Annotated in this window: 21 protein-coding genes; 7 read left to right on the plus strand and 14 right to left on the minus strand. The window is 58.6% G+C overall.

Going from position 1 to position 21804, the window contains the following annotated elements:
* Positions 1-3: 3 nt before the first annotated feature.
* The 13 genes from lpxA to rpsB form a co-directional block, all read right to left on the minus strand.
* Positions 4-780 carry an acyl-ACP--UDP-N-acetylglucosamine O-acyltransferase gene (gene lpxA, locus ALTER154_RS02545; protein ID WP_090248379.1) on the minus strand — a complete coding sequence of 259 codons (777 nt, stop codon included), beginning with the start codon at positions 778-780 and terminating at the stop codon, positions 4-6.
* Positions 777-1217, minus strand: coding sequence for a 3-hydroxyacyl-ACP dehydratase FabZ (gene fabZ / locus ALTER154_RS02550; protein WP_160015687.1), 441 nt, complete (start codon positions 1215-1217; stop codon positions 777-779). Before fabZ ends, lpxA begins: the two co-directional genes overlap by 4 nt.
* Before the next feature lie 48 nt (positions 1218-1265).
* Complete coding sequence (gene lpxD / locus ALTER154_RS02555; RefSeq protein WP_160089966.1) at positions 1266-2327, minus strand: UDP-3-O-(3-hydroxymyristoyl)glucosamine N-acyltransferase; 1062 nt, start codon at positions 2325-2327, stop codon at positions 1266-1268.
* Complete coding sequence (locus tag ALTER154_RS02560; protein WP_090248384.1) at positions 2327-2830, minus strand: OmpH family outer membrane protein; 504 nt, start codon at positions 2828-2830, stop codon at positions 2327-2329. Before ALTER154_RS02560 ends, lpxD begins: the two co-directional genes overlap by 1 nt.
* 43 nt (positions 2831-2873) lie before the next feature.
* The gene (gene bamA, locus ALTER154_RS02565; RefSeq protein WP_160085131.1) at positions 2874-5222 is read right to left on the minus strand and encodes an outer membrane protein assembly factor BamA; all 2349 of its coding nucleotides are present in this window, start codon (positions 5220-5222) and stop codon (positions 2874-2876) included.
* 89 nt (positions 5223-5311) lie between these two features.
* Entirely contained in the window at positions 5312-6664 is a 1353-nt protein-coding gene (gene rseP / locus ALTER154_RS02570) for a sigma E protease regulator RseP (RefSeq protein WP_160085132.1), read from the minus strand.
* 21 nt (positions 6665-6685) lie between these two features.
* Positions 6686-7870, minus strand: a complete 1185-nt coding sequence (ispC, locus tag ALTER154_RS02575; protein ID WP_160085133.1) for a 1-deoxy-D-xylulose-5-phosphate reductoisomerase — start codon at positions 7868-7870, stop codon at positions 6686-6688.
* Positions 7867-8682: a phosphatidate cytidylyltransferase gene (locus ALTER154_RS02580; RefSeq protein WP_160085134.1), complete on the minus strand. Its 816-nt coding sequence runs from the start codon at positions 8680-8682 to the stop codon at positions 7867-7869. The genes ispC and ALTER154_RS02580 overlap by 4 nt, the downstream gene beginning before the upstream one ends.
* On the minus strand, positions 8682-9437 hold the full coding sequence (gene uppS, locus ALTER154_RS02585; protein WP_160085135.1) for a polyprenyl diphosphate synthase: 756 nt from the start codon (positions 9435-9437) through the stop codon (positions 8682-8684). The genes ALTER154_RS02580 and uppS overlap by 1 nt, the downstream gene beginning before the upstream one ends.
* A 16-nt stretch (positions 9438-9453) precedes the next feature.
* Complete coding sequence (gene frr / locus ALTER154_RS02590) at positions 9454-10011, minus strand: ribosome recycling factor (protein ID WP_090383231.1); 558 nt, start codon at positions 10009-10011, stop codon at positions 9454-9456.
* Positions 10001-10750, minus strand: coding sequence for a UMP kinase (pyrH, locus tag ALTER154_RS02595; protein ID WP_090248393.1), 750 nt, complete (start codon positions 10748-10750; stop codon positions 10001-10003). The genes frr and pyrH overlap by 11 nt, the downstream gene beginning before the upstream one ends.
* Positions 10751-10940: 190 nt before the next feature.
* Complete coding sequence (tsf, locus tag ALTER154_RS02600) at positions 10941-11807, minus strand: translation elongation factor Ts (protein WP_160085136.1); 867 nt, start codon at positions 11805-11807, stop codon at positions 10941-10943.
* 182 nt (positions 11808-11989) lie between these two features.
* Positions 11990-12733: a 30S ribosomal protein S2 gene (gene rpsB / locus ALTER154_RS02605; RefSeq protein ID WP_090248396.1), complete on the minus strand. Its 744-nt coding sequence runs from the start codon at positions 12731-12733 to the stop codon at positions 11990-11992.
* Positions 12734-13018: 285 nt separating this feature from the next.
* Here rpsB and map point away from each other — a divergent pair, with 285 nt between their 5' ends.
* The 7 genes from map to ALTER154_RS02640 all read left to right on the plus strand — a co-directional run bounded on the left by map (position 13019) and on the right by ALTER154_RS02640 (position 20949).
* Positions 13019-13801, plus strand: coding sequence for a type I methionyl aminopeptidase (gene map / locus ALTER154_RS02610; RefSeq protein ID WP_090248397.1), 783 nt, complete (start codon positions 13019-13021; stop codon positions 13799-13801).
* Between the two features lie 42 nt (positions 13802-13843).
* A complete protein-coding gene (locus ALTER154_RS02615) occupies positions 13844-16546 on the plus strand; it encodes a [protein-PII] uridylyltransferase (protein ID WP_160085137.1) in 2703 nt (900 codons plus the stop codon).
* A gap of 68 nt (positions 16547-16614) precedes the next feature.
* Positions 16615-17811, plus strand: coding sequence for a succinyldiaminopimelate transaminase (gene dapC, locus ALTER154_RS02620; protein WP_160085138.1), 1197 nt, complete (start codon positions 16615-16617; stop codon positions 17809-17811).
* Positions 17811-18158 carry an ArsC family reductase gene (locus ALTER154_RS02625; protein WP_160085139.1) on the plus strand — a complete coding sequence of 116 codons (348 nt, stop codon included), beginning with the start codon at positions 17811-17813 and terminating at the stop codon, positions 18156-18158. The genes dapC and ALTER154_RS02625 overlap by 1 nt, the downstream gene beginning before the upstream one ends.
* Before the next feature lie 39 nt (positions 18159-18197).
* Positions 18198-19232, plus strand: a complete 1035-nt coding sequence (dapD, locus tag ALTER154_RS02630; protein WP_160085140.1) for a 2,3,4,5-tetrahydropyridine-2,6-dicarboxylate N-succinyltransferase — start codon at positions 18198-18200, stop codon at positions 19230-19232.
* A gap of 83 nt (positions 19233-19315) precedes the next feature.
* Complete coding sequence (locus ALTER154_RS02635) at positions 19316-20521, plus strand: aminotransferase class V-fold PLP-dependent enzyme (protein WP_160085141.1); 1206 nt, start codon at positions 19316-19318, stop codon at positions 20519-20521.
* Positions 20518-20949 carry a SufE family protein gene (locus ALTER154_RS02640; RefSeq protein WP_160085142.1) on the plus strand — a complete coding sequence of 144 codons (432 nt, stop codon included), beginning with the start codon at positions 20518-20520 and terminating at the stop codon, positions 20947-20949. Before ALTER154_RS02635 ends, ALTER154_RS02640 begins: the two co-directional genes overlap by 4 nt.
* On the opposite strand, the gene ALTER154_RS02645 is transcribed toward ALTER154_RS02640, so the two are convergent.
* Entirely contained in the window at positions 20928-21731 is an 804-nt protein-coding gene (locus tag ALTER154_RS02645) for an ABC transporter substrate-binding protein (RefSeq protein ID WP_256665392.1), read from the minus strand. The two genes, ALTER154_RS02640 and ALTER154_RS02645, sit on opposite strands and share 22 nt — an antisense overlap.
* Positions 21732-21804: the final 73 nt, after the last annotated feature.

The raw sequence follows: 21804 nt of genomic DNA on the forward strand, positions 1-21804 counted from the left end.
AAATTATCGGGTAATGCCGCGGCTTGAAGCCTGAATGGAGTCGCGGAAGATCGCGACTTCGGGGAACTCAGCAGACGACTCGGCCAGTTCGGCCATCGCCTGCTCAACCGTAAGTCCCTGGCGATAGACAATCTTGTACGCGCGACGTAAGGCGGCAATCGCCTCGGCGCTGAAACCACGACGGCGCATGCCTTCGAAGTTCATGCTGCGCGCTTCGGCCGGGTTGCCGAACACGGTGACAAATGCCGGTACATCCTTGCCAATCGCCGTGCCCATACCGGAAAAGCTGTGCGCACCGATACGACAGAACTGATGGACTAGGGTGTAGCCAGAGAGAATCGCCCAGTCATCGACCCACACATGCCCGGCCAACGCGGTGTTGTTGACCAGGATGCAATGGTTACCGATCACGCTGTCATGGCCGATGTGGGCATAGGCCATGATCAGGTTGTGGTCGCCGAGGGTGGTTTCGCTGCGATCCTGCACGGTGCCGCGGTGGATGGTGACACCCTCGCGGATCACGTTATGGTCGCCAATGACCAGTCGAGTCGCCTCACCCTGGTACTTAAGATCAGGCGTGTCTTCACCCACCGAAGAGAACTGATAGATGCGGTTGTGTTTACCGATCCGCGTCGGCCCCTTGAGAATCACATGGGGGCCGATCACTGTACCCTCGCCAATTTCTACATCGGCCCCAACTATCGACCAAGGGCCGACGACGACGTCGTCAGCCAACTTGGCGCTGGGATCGATGATGGCGCGAGGGTCAATCAAACTCATAGCTTGCGTTCCGCACAGATGATTTCTGCCGAGCAGACTTCCTTGCCGTCGACGCTAGCTTTGCACTCGAACTTCCAGATGCTGCGCTTGCTGCTAAGGTAGCGGGCTTCGAGGATCAGTTGATCACCCGGCACCACTGGCTGGCGAAAGCGTAGCTTGTCGGAGCCAACAAAGTAATACAGGGTGCCATCGGAAGGCTTCAGGTCCATCATCTTGAAACCGAGAATGCCGGCTGCTTGAGCCATGGCTTCAATGATCAACACGCCCGGCATAATCGGGTGCTCAGGGAAATGCCCGTTGAAAAACGGCTCATTGATGCTGACATTCTTGTAGGCGCGAATTCGCTTGCCTTCAATATCCAGCTCAGCCACCCGGTCCACCAAGAGGAACGGGTAGCGGTGCGGCAAGTATTCGCGAATCTGGTTAATGTCCATCATGTGCAGAGAAGCCTGTAAGAGAAAAAAGAGAAGCCGGCAAACACCGGCTCAGGCATCAGATGAAGTGTCGGCGGTTGGGGTCACGGCCGCCAGCTGCTTTTCCAACTGTTGCAGGCGGCGCGCCATATCATCCAACTGACGAATCCGTGCCGCGCTCTTGCGCCATTCAGCAGCTGGCTGCATGGCGGTGCCCGAGGAATAGGACCCCGGTTCAGTGATCGAACGGGTGACCATGGTCATACCGGTGACAAATACGTTGTCGCACACCTCGATGTGCCCAACCATGCCCACACCACCGGCGATCATGCAGTTCTTGCCAATCTTGGTACTGCCGGAAATACCCGCGCAACCGGCCATGGCCGTGTTTTCGCCGATCTGCACGTTGTGCGCGATCATGATCTGGTTATCCAGCTTGACCCCATTACCAATCAGCGTGTCCGACAGCGCACCACGGTCGACGGTGGTATTGGCGCCGATCTCGACGTCATCACCGATAGTCACGCCACCGATCTGCGCAATCTTCTGCCAAACGCCCTTCTCGTTGGCAAAGCCGAAGCCTTCACCGCCGATCACCGCGCCGGATTGAATAACTACCCGCTTACCGATGCGTACGTCGTGATACAGCGTCACTCGCGGGGCCAACCAGCCGCCCTCACCAATCACCGAACGCGCGCCAACAACACACTGCGCGCCGACAGCTACGCCAGCCGCAATCTGCGCGCCACTCTCGATCACCGCATAGGCGCCGATACTGGCAGTCGCATCGATCTGCGCATCCGCAGCCACCACAGCAGTGGGGTGCACACCAGGCAATGCCTGGGGCTTGCGGTCAAATAGATGGGAGAGCTCGGCATACGCCAGATAGGGATTAGCAACGACCAAGGCATTGCCGGCATAGCCTTCGGCATCAGCAGGGGTCAACAGCACCGCGCCAGCCTGGCAGCCCGAGAGAAACTTACGGTATTGCGCATTGGCGAGAAAGCTCAGCTGATCAGCGCCGGCTTCCTGCAAGGTAGCCAAGCCGCTGATCGGCTTGCCTGTGTCGCCACGCAAGATGGCGCCCAGACGCTCGGCCAGCTGGCCAAGGGTATAAACCGTTGCACTCATGATCAGCGCAGCTGATTCATGCGCTCAATAACCTGGCGGGTGATGTCGAACTGAGGTTTGACATCAATCACCGCGCCGCGCTCCAGCACCAGGTCGAAGTTACCGGTCTTGATCACTTCTTCCACGGCCTTGTCCAGGTTCGGCTTGAGCTTCTTCAGCATTTCACGATCAGCCACGGCCTTAGACTCATTCAGTTCTTTGGACTGGAACTGGAAGTCACGAGCTTTTTGCTTGAATTCAAGCTCCAGGCGCTCGCGCTCAGCGGTCTGCATTTTTTCGCCGTCTTTGACCAGACGGTCCTGAATGCGTTTGGCGTCGCTTTCCAGGGTTTTCAGCTTATTCAGCTGCGGGCCGAATTTTTTCTCGGCATCCACGGCGTAACGCTTGGCAGCGTCAGATTCAAGCAAGGCCATTTGGTAGTTCAGTACCGCTACTTTCATCTCGGCAAAAGCCGGGGTTGCCAGCAGGGCAACGCTTAACAAAACCAGTTGAGTCAACTTACGCACGGTGCAACTCCTGCAAAACTGTTGGTATTCAAAAATCCGACGCTTAGAACGTCTGACCGAGAGAGAACTGGAAAATCTGCGTATCAGCATCATCCGGTTTGATGATTGGCATGGCCAAGCTGAAGCTCAACGGGCCCAGGGCTGTGATCCACGTCAAACCAACACCCACAGAGCTGGCCAAGTTGCCTGGATCGATGCTGCCGCACTCTTCCTGGGACTTGCCACAGTTGGTGTCGAAGACGTTACCCACATCCCAGAACAGCGCAGTGCGCAGAGAGCGTTGATCTTTCACGAAAGGCATAGGGAACAACAGCTCAGCACCACCTTGAATCAGTACGTTGCCACCAAAGGGCAGTGGGTCTTGATCAGGGTCGAAGGCTGTACCAGGGTTAGTACCACGGCTCGGCGTACTACGCGGCCCAAGGCTGCTGTCTTTGAAACCACGTACCGAGTTGAAACCACCCGCGTAGTAGTGCTCGTAGAACGGCAGATCGGAAGTAGAGCCATAGCTCTCGCCATAACCCAGCTGGCTATGCAGACGCAGGGTATAGGTGTCGCTCAGCGGTTTGAAGACCTGACCACGGTAATCGACCTTAAAGAACGACAGGTCACTGCCCGGCACCGTGGTTTCAAAGACCAAACTTTGCGAGTGGCCACGGTTAGCGAGTACGCCGCGGTTTAGTGTCGACTCAGACCAACCGACCGATGCTTTCAGGTTCAGATAACTGTCACCCTCTTGCTCGATAAAGTTGAAAATCTCATCGACTGTATACACACCAGTACCGATGCTGTCGTTCTGCACGGTCAAACCATAGGTCAGGCGCGAAGTATCACTGATTGGATAGCCGATACTGGCGCCCACGCCGTAGCTATCCACCGAGTAGCTAGATACATCGGTGTTCAGTTCGTCGTAATCGGTTTCACGGAAGAAGGCGTTGTAGCCCAAGCTAACGCCATCTGGCGTCCAGTAGGGGTCAACAAAACCAAAGTTGTAGTTGCTCTGATACTCGCTGCGAGTCAAGCCGACGCTGACCTTGTTACCCGTACCCAGGAAGTTGTTCTGGGTAATCGAACCACCGAGAATCAGACCGGCGTTCTGGGCAAAACCAACGCTGGCGGTGATGGAGCCAGAAGCCTGCTCTTCCACGCTGTAGTTGACGTCAACCTGATCATCGGTGCCTGGCACCTGTGGGGTTTCGACGTTAACTTCCTTGAAGTAGCCCAGACGTTCCAGACGGGTCTTGGACTGATCGATCAGGTACGTCGAAGCCCAACCACCTTCCATCTGACGCATTTCACGGCGCAACACTTCGTCTTCAGACTTGGTGTTGCCACGGAAGTTGATGCGGTTAACGTAAGCACGCTTGCCCGGATCGACCACAAAGGTAATCGACACAGTGCCATCATCATGGGCTTCTGGCACGCCATTGACGTTGGCGAAGGTATAGCCTTCGTTACCCAGGCGGCGGGTGATCAGCTCGGACGTAGTGGTCATCACTTTCCGCGAGAAAACCTGACCCTCCTGAACCAGCAGCAGGGCCCGTACGTCTTCTTCCGGAACCTTCAGTTCACCGCTGAGTTTGACCTCACGTACGGTGTACTTCTCGCCTTCATCAACGTTGACGGTGACATAGACGTGTTTTTTGTCTGGGGTAATGGATACCTGGGTTGAGCTGATATCCATGTTGATATAGCCGCGATCCAGGTAGTAAGAACGCAGGCGCTCCAAGTCGCCGGAAAGCTTTTCACGGGCGTACTTGTCATCATTTTTAAAGAAGGACAGCCAGTTGGTGGTCTTCAGCTCAAACAGGTCAATCAGGTCCTCATCAGCAAAGACCGAGTTACCTACTACGTTGATATGCTGAATCGCAGCAACCGAGCCTTCATTGATATTGATCTTTAGCGCTACGCGGTTGCGCGGCTGCGGAATCACCTCGGCTTCGATTTCGGCGGAGTAGCGACCCTGCGCAACGTATTGACGCTGCAGCTCATTACGCACACCTTCGAGGGTTGCGCGCTGAAAAATCTCACCTTCAGACAGACCGGACTGATTGAGACCTTTGAGCAAGTCTTCGCTGGTGATGGCCTTGTTGCCTTCAATTTCGATACTGGAAATCGACGGACGCTCAACCACGGTCACAACCAGTACGTCGCCATCGCGACCGAGCTGAATGTCTTGGAAAAAGCCGGTTTTGAACAGCTCGCGTGTCGCCTCAACCAGCGAACGGTCATCGGCTTGCGCGCCCACATTAAGTGGCAGGGCACCGAATACGCTACCCGCGGAAACGCGCTGCAGACCGGTGACCCGGATATCGGAGATGGTGAAGGACTCGGCGTGAACTTCGGTGATCATCAGTGCGGCAAGCACCGCAGGTAGCAGCAGACGTTTCATGAAGTCCTTTCTTATTCCAACTGACAATAAAAAATCTGCCGCTTAGTGCGACACGTATTGTTCGTACCGAGAGCGTAATTCAGCAGTGGTTACAGGCGACCCAAGTCGTTTACCAGGGCCAGTAACATCACCCCGATGACCAAACTGATGCCGATCTGCATCCCCCAACCCTGTATCCGTTCCGACAGCGGGCGACCACGCACCCACTCGACCAGATAAAAAAGCAGATGCCCCCCATCCAGCACGGGGATAGGCAACAAATTAAGAACCCCCAGACTAATGCTTAAGTAGGCGAGAAATTTAAGAAAATCACTCAAACCTGACTCAGCAGAAGCGCCCGCCACTTTAGCAATGGTTATCGGCCCGCTCAAGTTTTTTACCGAGAGCTCGCCAAACAGCATTTTCTTCAGTGAATTAAGGGTCAAAACGCTCATTGCCCAGGTGTTTTTGGCGCCTTCGGCAATGGCTTCTAAAGGGCCATAGCTGACTTCGCGCAACATCTCAGGCGGCCATTCGCCCCCCGCGACACCAGCACCCAGGTAACCACTCAGCGCCTCAGCTTCACCCCGAGCGGCCAGAGTCAACGGCACATCCAGCTGCTGACCTTGGCGCTCTACCCGCAAACTAATCTTTTTACCCGGCAAGCCACGTACTTGATCCACCAGCTGCTGCCAATCGGCCAAAGACTGACCGTCGAGCGCCAGCAGGCGATCGCCAACCTGCAAGCCCGCAGCAAATGCCGGACCTTCAGGATCAAGCTGCGCCAGCACCGGCTGCAGCGCCGGACGCCAAGGGCGAATACCCAATGAGGAGATGGGATCTGGCTCATCGGCACCGCGCAGCCAGTTATCCAGGACGATCTGCCGAGGACTGTCGACCGAGGAACCCGGCTCGCGTACCGCGAGATCCAGACGACCACTTTCCCCCAGCCGACTAACCAGCTGCAGATTTACCGCAGCCCAGCCGGTGGTGGGCTCGCCGTCAACCGCAACAATCTCCTGCCCGACCTGCAAACCAGCGACATCGGCCAGACTGCCCGCATCGACCGCGCCAATAACCGGGCGCACCTGCTGGCTGCCCAGCATCGCCACAACCCAGAAGAACAGTAGCGCTAGGAGGAAGTTCGCCACCGGACCAGCCGCCACGATGGCAATACGCTGCTGGACTGACTTGCGATTGAACGACTGATCAAGCAGCTCCGGCGGCACATCGCCTTCGCGTTCATCGAGCATCTTCACATAACCGCCCAGCGGGATGGCGGCCACGACAAACTCAGTGCCCTGGCGGTCATGCCAACGCAGCAGCGGGCTGCCAAAACCGACGGAAAACCGCAGTACCTTGACGCCACATCGGCGGGCGACCCAGAAGTGCCCATATTCGTGGATGGTTACTAGCACACCCAGTGCAACCAGGGTACCGACCAACATATAAAGCGCACTCATCAAACTTCTCCGCGTCGGTGATCAGCGCAGACTCAGCCATTGTTCGGCCAGATAGCGGGCCCGACCATCTGCAGCCAGCACCGTATCCAGGCTCTCAACCGCCAGGGCGGGCTCAGCGAGCAAAACGTCTTCGATGATACTCGCGATTTCGGGAAAGCGGATGCGTCGCTCAAGAAAGGCCGCAACCGCCACTTCATTGGCCGCATTGAGCATGGCTGGCGCGGTACCGCCGGCTTGCGCAGCATCACGCGCCAGGCGCAGACAAGGAAAGCGCTGTTCGTCAGGCGCCTGGAAGTCCAACCGAGCAATGGCGAACAGATCCAGCGGCGCAACACCCGAGTCGATTCGCTCTGGCCAGGCCAGAGCATGACTGATCGGCGTACGCATATCCGGATTGCCCAATTGGGCCAGCACCGAACCGTCGACATAATCGACCAGCGAATGGATCACGCTCTGCGGATGCACCACCACTTCAATCTGCGCCGGGGTAGCATCAAACAACCAGCAGGCCTCGATCAGCTCCAGGCCTTTGTTCATCATGCTCGCCGAATCGACCGAGATTTTGCGCCCCATCGACCAATTGGGGTGCGCGCACGCCTGCTCGGGGGTGACCGCATGCAACTGTTCCAGCGGCATTTCGCGAAATGGCCCGCCCGAAGCGGTCAACAGAATACGCCGCACACCGACTTGCTGCAGGCCGCGAGCGTAGTCACCCGGCAGGCACTGAAAAATCGCATTGTGTTCACTATCGATTGGTAACAGCACAGCGCCGCTTTTACGCACAGCCTGCATAAACAGCGCGCCCGACATCACAAGAGCTTCTTTGTTGGCCAGCAGCACCTTCTTGCCGGCCTCGACCGCCGCCAGGGTCGGCGGTAAACCGGCCGCGCCGACGATAGCAGCCATCACCGCATCCACTTCAGGATGCGCAGCCACTTCACACAGCCCTTCGGGGCCATGCAACACCTGAGTGGTCAGGCCGGCCGCACGCAAACCATCCTGCAGATGGCGAGCTTGCAGAGCCTGCGGCACCACAGCAAAGCGCGGGCGGTAGATCATGCACAACGCCTCCAGTTCAGTCAGACGACTGAAACCGGACAACGCGAATACTTGATAACGCTCTGGATGGCGGGCGATGACATCAAGGGTGCTCAGACCGATCGAGCCGGTCGCGCCAAGCACGGTAATCTGCTGCGGATGACTCACAGCGCGCCCCAACCCGCCAGCCACAACAACGCAGCGAACACCGGGATTGCCGCCGTCAGGCTGTCGATACGGTCCAACACGCCGCCGTGGCCCGGCAGCAGATTACTGCTGTCCTTAACCCCGGATTGACGCTTGAACATGCTTTCGGTCAGGTCGCCGACAACCGAGATCAACACCACCACGGCGGTGCCGATCAAGCCCAGCAACAAACTGGTAAACGACCAGTCACGGTAAATCGCCACGCCCACACAGATCAGCAGGGTCGCCAGCAGGCCACCGAACACCCCTTCCCAGCTTTTACCGGGACTTACCTGCGGGGCCAGCTTACGCTTGCCGAAGCGCCGACCGGCGAAATAGGCACCGATATCCGCGCCCCATACCAGCACCATCACCGCCAGAATCAGCCAATTCGCTTCAGGCCACTGCTTGAACAGCACCAGGCCCTGCCAAGCCGGCAGTAGAATCAGCAAGCCGATCAGTAATCTCACCGGAGCCTGCGTCCAGTGACGGCTGCTGGCTGGATAACCCAACACCAGAAAGGTCGCCACGCCCCACCAGACAACCCCAAGCAACAACACCCAAGGCGCCAACGCTGGCAGCAAATACAAACCGAACAATAGCGCGGCCACCAGCGCGGCGTAGGCCACGCGCTGCACCTGCGCAGTAAAACCTGCCAGCCGCGCCCATTCCCAGGCGCCCAAACTGACCACCGCGCCGATAAACAGCGCAAACAGCGCGCCATTGAGCAGAAAGAAGCCACCCAAGGCGAATGGCAACAGCACCAGCGCCGTGATAATTCGTTGTTTGAGCATCAGCTACGGGCCTCAGCAGCCACCTGATCGCTGGTTTTCCCAAAGCGACGCTGGCGGCTAGCAAAATCGGCCAAGGCTTTGCGCATGGCGTCGTGTTTGAAATCCGGCCAAAACAGGTCGGAGAAATACAGCTCGGTGTAAGCCAGCTGCCAGAGCAGGAAATTACTGATGCGGTGTTCGCCACCGGTGCGAATGCACAGATCCGGCAGCGGCAAATCGCCGGTTACCAGGCAACTCTGCAGCAATTCGGGAGTGATGTCCTCGGCGCGCAAATGACCGCCTTGAACTTCACGGGCTAAACGCTGCGCCGCCTGAGCGATATCCCACTGACCGCCATAGTTGGCCGCCACCTGCAGGACAAAGCGTTTGTCGCCAGCAGTCTGCGCTTCAGCCTCACGCATCGCGGCCTGCAACTCAGGGTGAAAGCGTGAACGATCACCAATGATGCGCAGGCTGATGTCATTGGCATTGAGTTTCTTCGCCTCGCGGCGCAGCGCACTGAGGAACAGCTCCATCAGCGCACTGACTTCCTCGGCCGGGCGCTGCCAGTTTTCACTGGAGAAGGCGAACAGCGTCAGCACCTCGACGCCCGCCTCGGCGCACACCTCGATCACCGCACGCACCGCATCGACACCGGCTTTATGACCGGCTACGCCGGGCAGCAGACGCTTCTTCGCCCAGCGATTGTTACCGTCCATGATGATCGCCACATGCCGTGGTACGACGAACGGACTACCGTCTTTGGTCTTTTCCATGACGATATCCTGGCCGTTAAACGGCCATCAGATCCGCTTCTTTCTGCTTCACTGCCACTTCGATTTCCGCGACAAACTTGTCGGTCAGCTTCTGGATTTCGTCGGCTGCACGGCGCTCTTCGTCTTCGCTGATTTCCTTCTCCTTGACCAGGTCTTTCAACTGGCTCAGGGCGTCACGACGAATATTGCGCACCGCCACACGACCATCTTCAGCCGCATCACGCGCCTGCTTGGTGAAGCCCTTACGGGTTTCTTCGGTCAGCGCCGGCATGGAGATCAGCAGCAGCTCACCCAGATTGGTCGGGTTGAAGCCCAGGCCGGAGCTCTGGATCGCCTTATCGACAGCAGACAGCATGTTGCGCTCGAAGGCTACAACCTGCAGGGTACGGGCGTCCTTGACGGTGACGTTAGCTACTTGGTTCAGCGGGGTGTCGGAGCCGTAGTAAGGCACCATCACGCCACCGAGGATGCTTGGGTGGGCCTGACCGGTACGGATTCGGCTGAAGGCATGAACCAGTGATTCCAGGCTCTTTTGCATACGCACTTGGGCGTCTTTCTTGATCTCATTGATCATGTTTATCTTCCTCAATCAGAGTGCCTTCAGCGCCGCCGACTACAACGTTCAGCAGGGCACCAGGCTTGTTCATGTTGAAAACACGCAGCGGCATATTATGGTCGCGGCACAGGCAGATAGCCGTCAGGTCCATTACGCCCAGCTTGCGGTCGAGCACCTCATCGTATGTCAGGCGATCGAACTTCTCGGCATGCGGGTCTTTGAATGGATCGGCAGTGTACACACCATCCACCTTGGTCGCCTTGAGCACCACGTCGGCATCAATTTCGATGGCGCGCAGGCAGGCAGCCGAGTCGGTAGTAAAGAAAGGATTACCAGTGCCAGCGGCGAAAATCACCACCTCACCGGTCTTCAGATGACGCAGCGCCTTGCGCCGGTCGTAGTGATCGGTCACTCCAACCATGGAAATGGCCGACATGACGATGGCCGGAATATTCGAACGTTCCAGCGCGTCGCGCATGGCCAAGGCGTTCATCACGGTGGCCAGCATGCCCATATGGTCGCCGGTTACCCGATCCATACCCGCCGCGCTCAGCGCCGCGCCACGGAACAGGTTGCCACCACCGATAACCAGACCGACCTGTACGCCAATACCGACCAGCTGGCCGACTTCCAGCGCCATGCGGTCCAGCACCTTGGGATCGATGCCAAAATCTTCCGACCCCATCAGGGCCTCGCCGCTAAGTTTGAGCAGAATGCGCTTGTAGCGCGGTTGACGACCACTCATCTGCTGAGCCATTGCGAGTCTCTCCTGCGGCGTTTGAATTCTGTGCAAACCTTCGGTTCGCTTTTATCGAGCGCTTCGACAGCGCCCTGAGTCATTGGTGCCAAAGCACCAACCACTCCACAGCTTAGCTGTGCCCTCAATTTGACAAAGAGGCCGCGCGCGTTAGCGGGCAGCCTCTTCGGGGCAACAGCGGTTAGCCGTCTTACTGCTTGCTGGCAGCAGCTACTTGCGCAGCAACTTCTTCAGCAAAGTTATCGACTGGCTTCTCGATGCCTTCGCCAACCTTGAAGTAGGTGAAGGAAACGATTTCAGCACCGGCTTTCTTGGCCAGAGCACCGACCTTGATTTCCGGATCCTTAACGAAGGCTTGCTCAACCAGGCTGGCTTCAGCCAGGAACTTCTGGATACGACCAGCAACCATCTTCTCGACGATTTCAGCCGGCTTGCCCTTGATCTTGTCTTCGTTGAGGCTGACGAACACGGCTTTCTCGCGCTCGATGGCTTCAGCGGAAACTTCCGAAGGCAGCAGGAATTCAGGGTTGCTTGCAGCTACGTGCATGGCGATGTCTTTGGCCAGGTCGACGGTGCCGCCCTTGAGCACAACCACAACACCGATCTTGTTGCCGTGCAGGTAAGAACCCAGAACGTCACCTTCAATACGCGCCAGACGACGGATATTGACGTTCTCGCCAGTTTTGGCAACCAGGGCCAGACGGGCTTCTTCTTGAGCAGCGATCAGCGGCTCAACTTCGGTCATCTTGTCAGCAAAGGCTTTCTCGACGCTGGCAGCAACGAAATTCTTGAAGTCGTCCTGCAGAGCCAGGAAGTCGGTCTGCGAGTTGACTTCGAGAATGACGGCAGTCTTGCCGTCTTCCTTGATGCTGATCGCGCCTTCAGCAGCCACGTTGCCGGCTTTCTTGGCAGCTTTGATCGCGCCGGAAGCACGCATGTCGTCGATGGCTTTTTCGATGTCGCCGCCAGCCTTGGTCAAGGCCTTCTTGCAATCCATCATGCCTTCGCCAGTACGCTCACGCAGTTCTTTAACCAACGCTGCAGTAATTTCTGCCATTTCAAAATCCTCTGGATAGGTTGTTAACCATTCCACCCGCGAAAACGGGCGCTCAATTCGTAACGCATTGCCGACAATGACCAGAAACGATTGCAACTGCACGTCGACGATGGTTTTCAAGGTGGCAAAAAGGGGGCTAAGCCCCCTTTTTGCGAACTAAGCAAACGCTAAGCGCGCTTTACTTAGCCTTCAGCAGTTTCTGCAGCCGGGGCTTGCTCAACGAACTCGTCGGCGCCGCCGTTAGCGTTGGTGCGACCACGGATTACCGAGTCAGCCATTGCACCCATGTACAGCTGGATGGCGCGAATGGCGTCATCGTTACCTGGGATGATGTAGTCAACGCCTTCAGGGCTGCTGTTGGTATCGACGATGCCGATAACTGGGATACCCAGCTTGTTGGCTTCGGTGATAGCAATGCGCTCGTGGTCAACGTCGATCACGAACAGAGCGTCTGGCAGACCGCCCATGTCCTTGATACCACCCAGGCTGCGATCCAGTTTTTCCAGATCACGGGTGCGCATCAGAGCTTCTTTCTTGGTCAGCTTGGCGAAAGTACCGTCCTGGGACTGAACTTCCAGATCACGCAGACGCTTGATCGAGGCGCGGATGGTTTTGTAGTTGGTCAGCATGCCGCCCAACCAGCGATGATCGACGTACGGCGAACCGCAACGTGCTGCTTCTTCAGCAACGATCTTGCCAGCGGAACGCTTGGTGCCCACGAACAGAATCTTGTTTTTGCCCGAAGCCAGTTTCTCAACGAAGGACAGTGCTTCGTTGAACATTGGCAGGGTTTTTTCAAGGTTGATGATGTGGATCTTGTTGCGCGCGCCGAAAATGTACTTGCCCATTTTCGGGTTCCAGTAACGGGTCTGGTGGCCGAAGTGCACACCGGCCTTCAGCATATCGCGCATGTTGACTTGGGACATGATAGTTCCTTGATAAGTCGGGTTAGGCCTCCACGCATCCCGATCTCCAACCCGGCGAACTTGTCGCCAGGCACCCAGGAAACCGTGTCGATACGTGTGTGGGTTTAAGCTTTCGGGCACACAGCCCGTAAAGCGGCGCGTTTTATATCATAAAAGTCAGGGCCAAGCTACTCACAGACAGCAACATATGCAGCCAAGTTAGCCACAGGTTTAACGTGGCGCTTATGGCTGGCGGCTTGTAGCTGTTAAGATGTCGCCCTTTCTGTTCGCGTTCGAGAGCCGCACATGACCGTCACCATCAAAACGCCCGACGAAATCGAGAAAATGCGCGTAGCCGGTCGCTTGGCTGCCGAAGTTCTGGAAATGATTGGCGAACACGTCAAGCCCGGCGTCACCACCGAAGAGCTTGATCGCATCTGCCATGACTATATTGTCAACGTGCAACAGGCCATCCCTGCGCCGCTCAATTACAAAGGTTTCCCTAAGTCGATCTGCACTTCGGTCAACCACGTGGTCTGCCACGGCATCCCAAATGACAAGCCGCTGAAAGAAGGCGACGTGATCAACATCGATATCACCGTGATCAAAGATGGCTACCACGGCGATACCAGCAAGATGTTTATGGTCGGCAAAGTGCCAGAGTGGGCTGAGCGCCTGGCCAAGATCACCCAGGAATGCATGTATAAAGGGATTGAGCTGGTCAAACCCGGTACGCGCCTGGGCGATATCGGCGAAGTGATCCAGAAGCATGCGGAGAAGAACGGTTTCTCGGTGGTGCGCGAATACTGCGGTCACGGCATTGGTGCGGTGTTCCATGAAGAGCCGCAAGTGCTGCACTACGGCCGCGCCGGCACTGGTATGGAACTGAAGGAAGGCATGACCTTCACCATCGAGCCGATGATCAACCAGGGCCGCCCGGAAACCCGCACCCTGGGTGACGGCTGGACCGCGATCACCAAGGACCGCAAGCTCTCCGCCCAGTGGGAGCACACCATTCTGGTGACCGCTGATGGCTACGAGATCTTCACCCTGCGCAGTGATGACACCATCGCCCGTACATCGGCCTGAGCCGCTCGCTGAGTCTGCTTTATAGATAGAAGGAAGGCCGCAATGCCGCAGGTAGATCCCGAGCTGTTCGACCGCGGCCAGTTCCAGGCGGAACTGGCCCTCAAGGCCAGCCCTATTGCGGCGTTCAAAAAGGCCATTCGCCACGCCCGCGAAGTGCTCGACGGGCGTTTCACCAGTGGTCGCGATGTGCGCCGCCTGGTTGAGGACCGCGCCTGGTTTGTCGACCAGATCCTGCGCGAGGCCTGGGATCGCCTGTCATGGAGTGAAGACGCCGATATCGCCCTGCTCGCCGTCGGCGGCTACGGTCGCGGCGAACTGCACCCCTTCTCCGATATCGACCTGCTGATCCTGCTCGATAACGCCGACCACGAGACCTTCCGCGAGCCCATCGAACGCTTCCTTACCCTGCTCTGGGATATCGGCCTGGAAGTCGGACAAAGCGTGCGCAGCGTGGATGAGTGCGCTGAAGAGGCACGCGCCGACCTCACGGTGATTACCAACCTGATGGAAAGCCGCACCATCGCCGGCCCTGAGCGCCTGCGTCAGCGTATGCAGGCGGTTACCAGCACCGAGCAGATGTGGCCGAGCAAGCAGTTCTTCCTGGCCAAGCACAAAGAGCAGCGCGCCCGTCACGGCAAATACAACGACACCGAATACAACCTGGAGCCCAACGTCAAAGGCTCACCCGGCGGATTACGCGATATCCAGACCATTCTTTGGGTCGCGCGCCGGCATTTCGGGACACTGAACCTGCACGCCATGGTCGGACAGGGCTTTTTGCTGGAAAGCGAATACGCCCTGCTTGCCTCCAGTCAGGAATTCCTCTGGAAGGTGCGCTACGCACTGCACATGCTCGCCGGCCGCGCCGAAGACCGCCTGCTGTTTGACCACCAGAGCAAGGTAGCGGCCCTACTGGGTTACGAAGACAGCGACAGCAAGCGCGCCATTGAGCGCTTTATGCAGAAGTACTACCGCGTGGTGATGGCGATCGCCGAATTGAGCGATCTGATCGTCCAGCACTTCGAAGAGCAAATCCTCAACGCCGGCGAAATTGGCCAGGCCACGCCGCTTAACAGTCGTTTCCTGCTGCGGGATGGTTATATCGAAGTCGCGCACCCCAACGTCTTCAAGCGTACACCGTTTGCCATCATGGAAATCTTCGTGCTGATGGCGCAGCACCCCGACATCAAAGGCGTGTGCGCCAACAGCATCCGCCTGCTGCGCGAGCACCGTCACCTGATCGACGATGATTTCCGCCGTGACATCCGCAACACCAGTCTGTTCGTTGAACTGTTCAAAAGCCCGCAAGGCATTCACCGCAACCTGCGCCGAATGAACCGTTACGGCATCCTCGGCCTGTACCTGCCGGAGTTCGGTCATATTGTCGGGCAGATGCAGCACGACCTGTTCCACATCTATACGGTCGATGCGCATACCCTGAACCTGATCAAGCACCTGCGTAAATTCAAGTGGACCGAGCTGGCGGAAAAATTCCCCCTGGCCAGCAAACTGATCGACAAGCTGCCCAAGCCCGAGCTGATCTATATGGCTGGGCTTTACCACGACATCGGCAAAGGCCGTGGCGGCGACCATTCGGAGCTCGGCGCAGTGGATGCCGAAGCCTTCTGCGTACGCCACCAGCTGCCAAACTGGGACTCCAAGCTGATCGTTTGGCTGGTGCAACACCACCTGGTGATGTCCACCACGGCGCAGCGCAAGGATTTATCCGACCCACAGGTAATCTTCGATTTCGCCCGCCTGGTCGGCGACCAAACCCGCCTGGATTACCTCTATGTGCTGACCGTGGCCGACATCAACGCCACCAACCCCAGCCTGTGGAATTCCTGGCGCGCCAGCCTGCTGCGCCAGCTGTATACCGAGACCAAGCGTGCGCTGCGCCGCGGCCTGGAAAACCCACTGGACCGCGAAGAGCAGATACGCCTGACGCAAATCGCGGCGCTGGACATTCTGGTACGCGGCGGCACCGACCCGGACGACGCCGAGCAGCTCTGGTCGCAACTGGGTGACGATTACTTCCTGCGCCATACGGCATCGGACGTGGCCTGGCACAGCGAAGCGATCCTGCAACACGGCAACAACAGCGAGCCGTTGGTATTGATCAAGGAAACCACCCAGCGCGAGTTTGAAGGTGGCACGCAGATATTCATCTACGCCCAGGATCAGCACGATTTCTTTGCCGTGACCGTGGCGGCCATGGCCCAGCTCAACCTGAATATCCATGACGCGCGGATTCTCACCTCCACCAGCCAGTTCACCCTCGACACCTACATCGTGCTCGAAGGCGAAGGCGGCTCGATTGGCGAGAACCCAGTGCGGATCAAAGAGATTCGCCAGGGCTTGGTCGACGCATTGAAGAACCCAGACGACTACCCGGCCATTATCCAACGCCGGGTACCGCGCCAGCTCAAGCACTTTGCTTTTGCGCCGCAAGTGACCATTCATAACGATGCGCACCGACCAGTGACCATCCTCGAAGTCACCGCACCGGATCGACCGGGCCTGCTGGCACGGATCGGGCGAATCTTCCTCGACTTCGACCTGTCGCTACAGAATGCCAAGATCGCTACCCTGGGCGAGCGGGTGGAAGACGTGTTCTTCGTCACCGATGCGCACAACCAGCCGCTGTCCGACCCCGAGCTGTGCATACGCCTGCAGGAAACCATGGTTGCGCAACTGTCCGATGCCTCAGGCACGCAGGCCGAACCAAGCCGAATCGTTATTTAAAGCCCCTTATTACCCTTGAGCCGCCCGCCATCTTGGATGCGGGCGCTGGCAGACCTCAGGAAGCAACAATGAACGACGCGTTAAACCAGCTGCAGCCCTACCCGTTCGAAAAGCTCCGCGCACTGCTGGGCGCCCTACAGGCTCCCGCCGGCAAGAGCCCGATTGCCCTGTCGATCGGTGAGCCGAAACACCGCTCGCCGGAGTTTGTCGCCGAGGCGTTGCGCGCTAACCTCGACCAGCTTGCGGTCTACCCGACCACCCTGGGCATCCCGGCGCTGCGTGAAGCCATCGCCAACTGGTGTAACCGCCGCTTTGGCCTGCCGGCCGGCGTGCTCGATCCGGCGCGCCACGTGCTGCCGGTCAACGGCACCCGTGAGGCGCTGTTTGCTTTTACCCAGGCGGTGGTCAAGCGCGATGTCGATGGCCTGGTAGTCAGCCCCAACCCCTTCTATCAGATCTATGAAGGCGCGGCTTTTCTTGCAGGCGCGCAGCCGCACTATCTACCATGCCTGGAAGAACATGGTTTCAACCCGGATTTCGACGCCGTCAGCGACGAGGTCTGGCAGCGTTGCCAGATCCTCTTTCTCTGCTCACCCGGCAACCCGACCGGCGCGCTGATTCCGCTGCCGACGCTGAAAAAGCTGATCGCCCTAGCTGATAAATTCGACTTCGTGATCGCTGCGGATGAGTGCTACAGCGAGTTGTATTTCGATGAAGGCACCCCACCGGCCGGCCTGCTGACGGCCTGCGCCGAACTGGGCCGCCATGATTTCAAACGCTGCGTGGTGTTCCACAGCCTGTCCAAACGCTCCAACCTGCCAGGCCTGCGTTCGGGCTTCGTCGCCGGCGACGCCGACATTCTGAAATCTTTCCTGCTGTACCGTACCTACCACGGCTGCGCCATGCCGGTGCAAACCCAGCTAGCTAGCGTCGCCGCCTGGAGCGACGAAGCCCACGTCAAAGCCAACCGCGACCTGTACCGCGAGAAGTTCGACGCGGTGCTGGCGATTCTTGGCGATGTGCTGGATGTGCAACGGCCGGATGGCGGTTTCTACCTGTGGGCGAAAACGCCGATAGACGATGAAACATTTACCCGCGAGCTGTTTGCCCGCGAGCATGTCACCGTGGTGCCTGGTTCGTACCTGTCGCGCGCAGTGGACGGCAACAACCCGGGTGCCGGCCGTGTGCGTATGGCCCTGGTCGCACCGCTGGCCGAGTGCGCGGCAGCAGCCGAACGTATCCGTGATTTTGTGAAGAGCCTCTGATGAGCAAGACCCTGTTTGGCATAAAAGCCTGCGACACCATGAAAAAAGCCCGCACGTGGCTCGATGAGCACGGGGTAAGCTACGCCTTTCATGATTACAAAGCCTGCGGCATAGACCGTGGCAACCTGGAAAAGTGGTGCAATGAGCATGGTTGGGAAACCATCCTGAACCGTGCAGGCACCACTTTCCGCAAGCTGGACGAGGCGCAGAAAAGCGACCTCGATCAGCACAAGGCGATCGAACTGATGCTCGCCCAACCGTCGATGATCAAACGCCCGGTGCTGGATCTCGGCAACAAGATCCTGGTTGGCTTCAAGGCTGACCGTTATGCCGCCGAACTGGTTTGAACCAGCCGGCCCACACGAATTTGCGGTAAGGAAAACAACATGAGCACAACCCTCTTCAGCCTGGCTTTCGGCGTTGGCACCCAGAACCGTCAGGGCACCTGGCTGGAAGTCTTCTACGCCCAGCCACTGCTCAACCCGAGCTGCGAACTGGTCGCCAAAGTGCTGGAAAAAATCGCGTACCAAGGCGGCAGCCAGGCTCTCAGCCTGACCAACAGCCAGGCAGGCGATCTGGCCGAAGCACTGAAAAATGTCGACAGCCAGCAGTCCGCCCTGCTCACCCGCCTGGCCGAAAGCCAGAAGCCGTTGGTGGTCACCCTGCTCGCCGAAGACGCCGCGCTGACCAGCACGCCTGAGGCCTACCTCAAGCTGCACCTGCTGTCGCACCGCCTGGTTAAGCCGCACGGCCTGAACCTCACCGGAATCTTCCCGCTGCTGCCAAACGTGGCCTGGACCAGCCAGGGTGCCGTCGACCTCGGTGAACTGGCTGAGCGTCAACTGGAAGCGCGCCTGAAGGGCGATCTGCTGGAAGTCTTCTCGGTGGACAAGTTCCCGAAAATGACCGACTACGTGGTGCCGGCTGGCGTGCGTATCGCTGACAGCGCGCGTATCCGCCTGGGCGCCTATGTGGGCGAAGGCACCACCGTGATGCACGAAGGCTTCGTCAACTTCAACGCCGGTACCGCGGGTCCAGGCATGATCGAAGGTCGCGTATCGGCGGGCGTATTCGTCGGCAAGGGTTCGGATCTGGGCGGCGGCTGCTCAACCATGGGCACCCTGTCCGGTGGCGGCAATATCGTCATTTCCGTGGGCGAAGGCTGCCTGATCGGCGCTAACGCCGGCATCGGCATTCCGTTGGGCGACCGCAACACTGTGGAATCCGGCCTATACATCACCGCCGGAACCAAGGTGGCTCTGCTCGATGCTGACAACAAGCTGGTCAAGGTGCTCAAGGCCCGTGACCTGGCTGGCCAGCCGGACCTGCTGTTCCGCCGCAACTCGCAAACCGGCGCCGTGGAGTGCAAAACCCACAAGTCGGCTATCGAGCTGAACGAAGCCCTGCACGCGCACAACTAAGCGCCACGCAGTTACCACAGGCCGGGCCCATGCCCGGCCTGTCTATTTATACTCAACAGACAGTTCCTGCGGTGCCCTAGCCCATGTCACTGATCTCCCCCTGGCGTGCTGACTTCCCTGGCATTCAGGCCCTTGCGGCCGAAGGCCAGACCTATCTGGACAGCGCAGCCACCGCGCAAAAACCCCAGGCCATGCTCGATGCCCTGCTCGGCTATTACGCCGGTGGCGCAGCCAATGTGCATCGCGCCCAGCACCTGCCGGGCGAGCGTGCCACCCGCGCCTTCGAAGCCACGCGGGAGAAGGTTGCACGCTGGCTAAATGCGCCCAGCGCGCAGCAGATCATCTTCACCCGCAGCGCCACCGAAGCCTTCAATCTGCTGGCCTACGGCCTGGAGCAGCGCCTGCAGCCCGGTGACGAGATCGTCATCAGCGCCCTGGAACATCACGCCAACCTGCTGCCCTGGCAGCAACTCGCGCTGCGCCGCCAGCTCAAGCTGGTGGTGCTGCCGCTGGATCAGCATGGGTTGATCGACCTAGCCCAAGCGGCGCAGCTGATCGGCCCACGCACCAGCCTGTTGGCGGTCAGCCAGCTGTCCAACGTGCTCGGCTGCTGGCAGCCACTTGAGCAGCTGCTGGCCTTGGCACAGGAGCAAGGCGCACTGACTGTGGTCGATGGCACACAAGGCGTGGTGCACGGTCGCCAAGACTTGCAAGCCCTGGGCTGCGACTTCTATATCTGCTCTAGCCACAAACTCTATGGCCCGGACGGCGTGGGCCTGCTTTATGGCCGCACGCACGCCCTTGAGCAGCTGGCGCACTGGCAGCTTGGTGGCGAGATGTTGTTGCACACCGACTACAGCAGCGCCAGCTTTCGCCCAGCACCATTGGGTTTTGAGGCTGGCACACCGCCGATTGCCTCGGTGATCGCCCTCGGCGCCAGCCTGGATTATCTGAACAGCCTCAATGCCAGCGCCGTAAGCGCCCACGAAGCAGCCCTGCATAGCCAGCTGATCACTGGGCTGCAGCAGCGCCAGGGCCTTCGCCTGCTCGGTACACCGACTGTCGCGCTGGTCAGCTTTGTGGTCGATGCCGTGCACCATGCCGACTTGGCTCACCTGCTGACCGAACAAGGCATCGCCGTGCGCGCCGGCCATCACTGCGCCATGCCGCTGTTACAGGGCCTCGGCCTGAACGGGGCGATTCGTGTGTCGCTGGGGTTGTATAACGATGGCGGCGATTTACAGCGTTTTTTCAGCGCACTGGATCAAGCCTTGGAGCTGTTGCAATGAGCCTTCCTGTCACTGCGCAGACTGCACTGCAAGCCTTTGGCGCCAGCCCCAGCTGGGAACAGCGCGCCCGCCTTCTGATGCAATGGGGCGACCAGCTCGTCCCGCTGAGTGATGCCGAACGCATTGAAGCCAACCGGGTGCAAGGCTGTGAAAGTCAGGTGTGGCTGTTGGCTGAGCAGGACGGCGCTAACTGGCAGTTTCGCGCCAGCAGTGATGCACGACTGTTGCGGGGTTTGCTCGCGCTGCTGCTGGCCAGAGTCAACGGCCTGCCGGCATCCGAACTGGCGCAGCTGGATCTGCAGGACTGGTTTACCCAGCTTGGCCTGGCCCGTCACCTATCACCCTCACGCAGCAATGGCCTGCAGGCCGTGCTGACACGGATGCAGCACTTGCTAGATGCCAATGATCAGGGCGCGGCGCGCCACTGATCGGCATTGCCAGAATACAGGGCCTGTTGCAAACGTTGCAGCTCACCGCTCTGCGCCAGGCGACGCAGGCCGGTATTAAATATCTCACGCAACTGATCGGCCTTGGCATCACCTTTGCGAAACAGCAGGTGCAGCGGTTCAGCATGCAAAATACGCGGATTATGGGTAATCAACGCTCGCTCCTGTTCGGAAAACAGGCGACGCAACATGGCATAACCGACCGCTCGATCCTGAGGGTGGAAGTCAACCCGCCCCAGGCTCAGTAAACGGAAGCCAGTGTCTTCTTTGCCATGTTGCTGCACCTGCAACTGCCCAGCATCTAGTGCCGCATCAAACTCCGTACCATAGGAGTAGCCCAGCGTCGTAGCGATGCGAAACGTCTTAAGATCGCCGAAACGGGTCCAAGCAAGTTGCTGGTCGCTGCGCTGGAATAACACCACGTCCCCCGCCACAACGGCATCACTGCATGCAGTGAAACGCTGGCGACTCTTACTGCAGATATACGGCATCACCGCATCCAGGCCGCCCTGCTCGAGCATCAGCAGGTTGCGGTCCCAGGGGTAATAAACGAACTCAACCTGATAACCGGCCGCCTTGAAAATGTCCCGCACCAACCGCGACAAGGCGCCGCCATCTTTGCGCTGCTGATCAACATAGGGCACCCAGTCACCGGTACCAACTCGCACAACCGAGTGGGCATGGACGCTCAGGCAAGCAGAGAGCGCAGCAAACAGCAGCGCATATCGCGGGACATGACGTAATACATGACGCAGCAGGGACAACACAGCACACCTCAAAAGAGAACTACCAGCACATCCCTGCTGAACATCGACCGCAACCGGTCATTCTTTAAAT

This window comes from Pseudomonas sp. 9AZ (assembly GCF_902506525.1).
Taxonomy (GTDB): Bacteria; Pseudomonadota; Gammaproteobacteria; order Pseudomonadales; family Pseudomonadaceae; genus Aquipseudomonas; species Aquipseudomonas peli.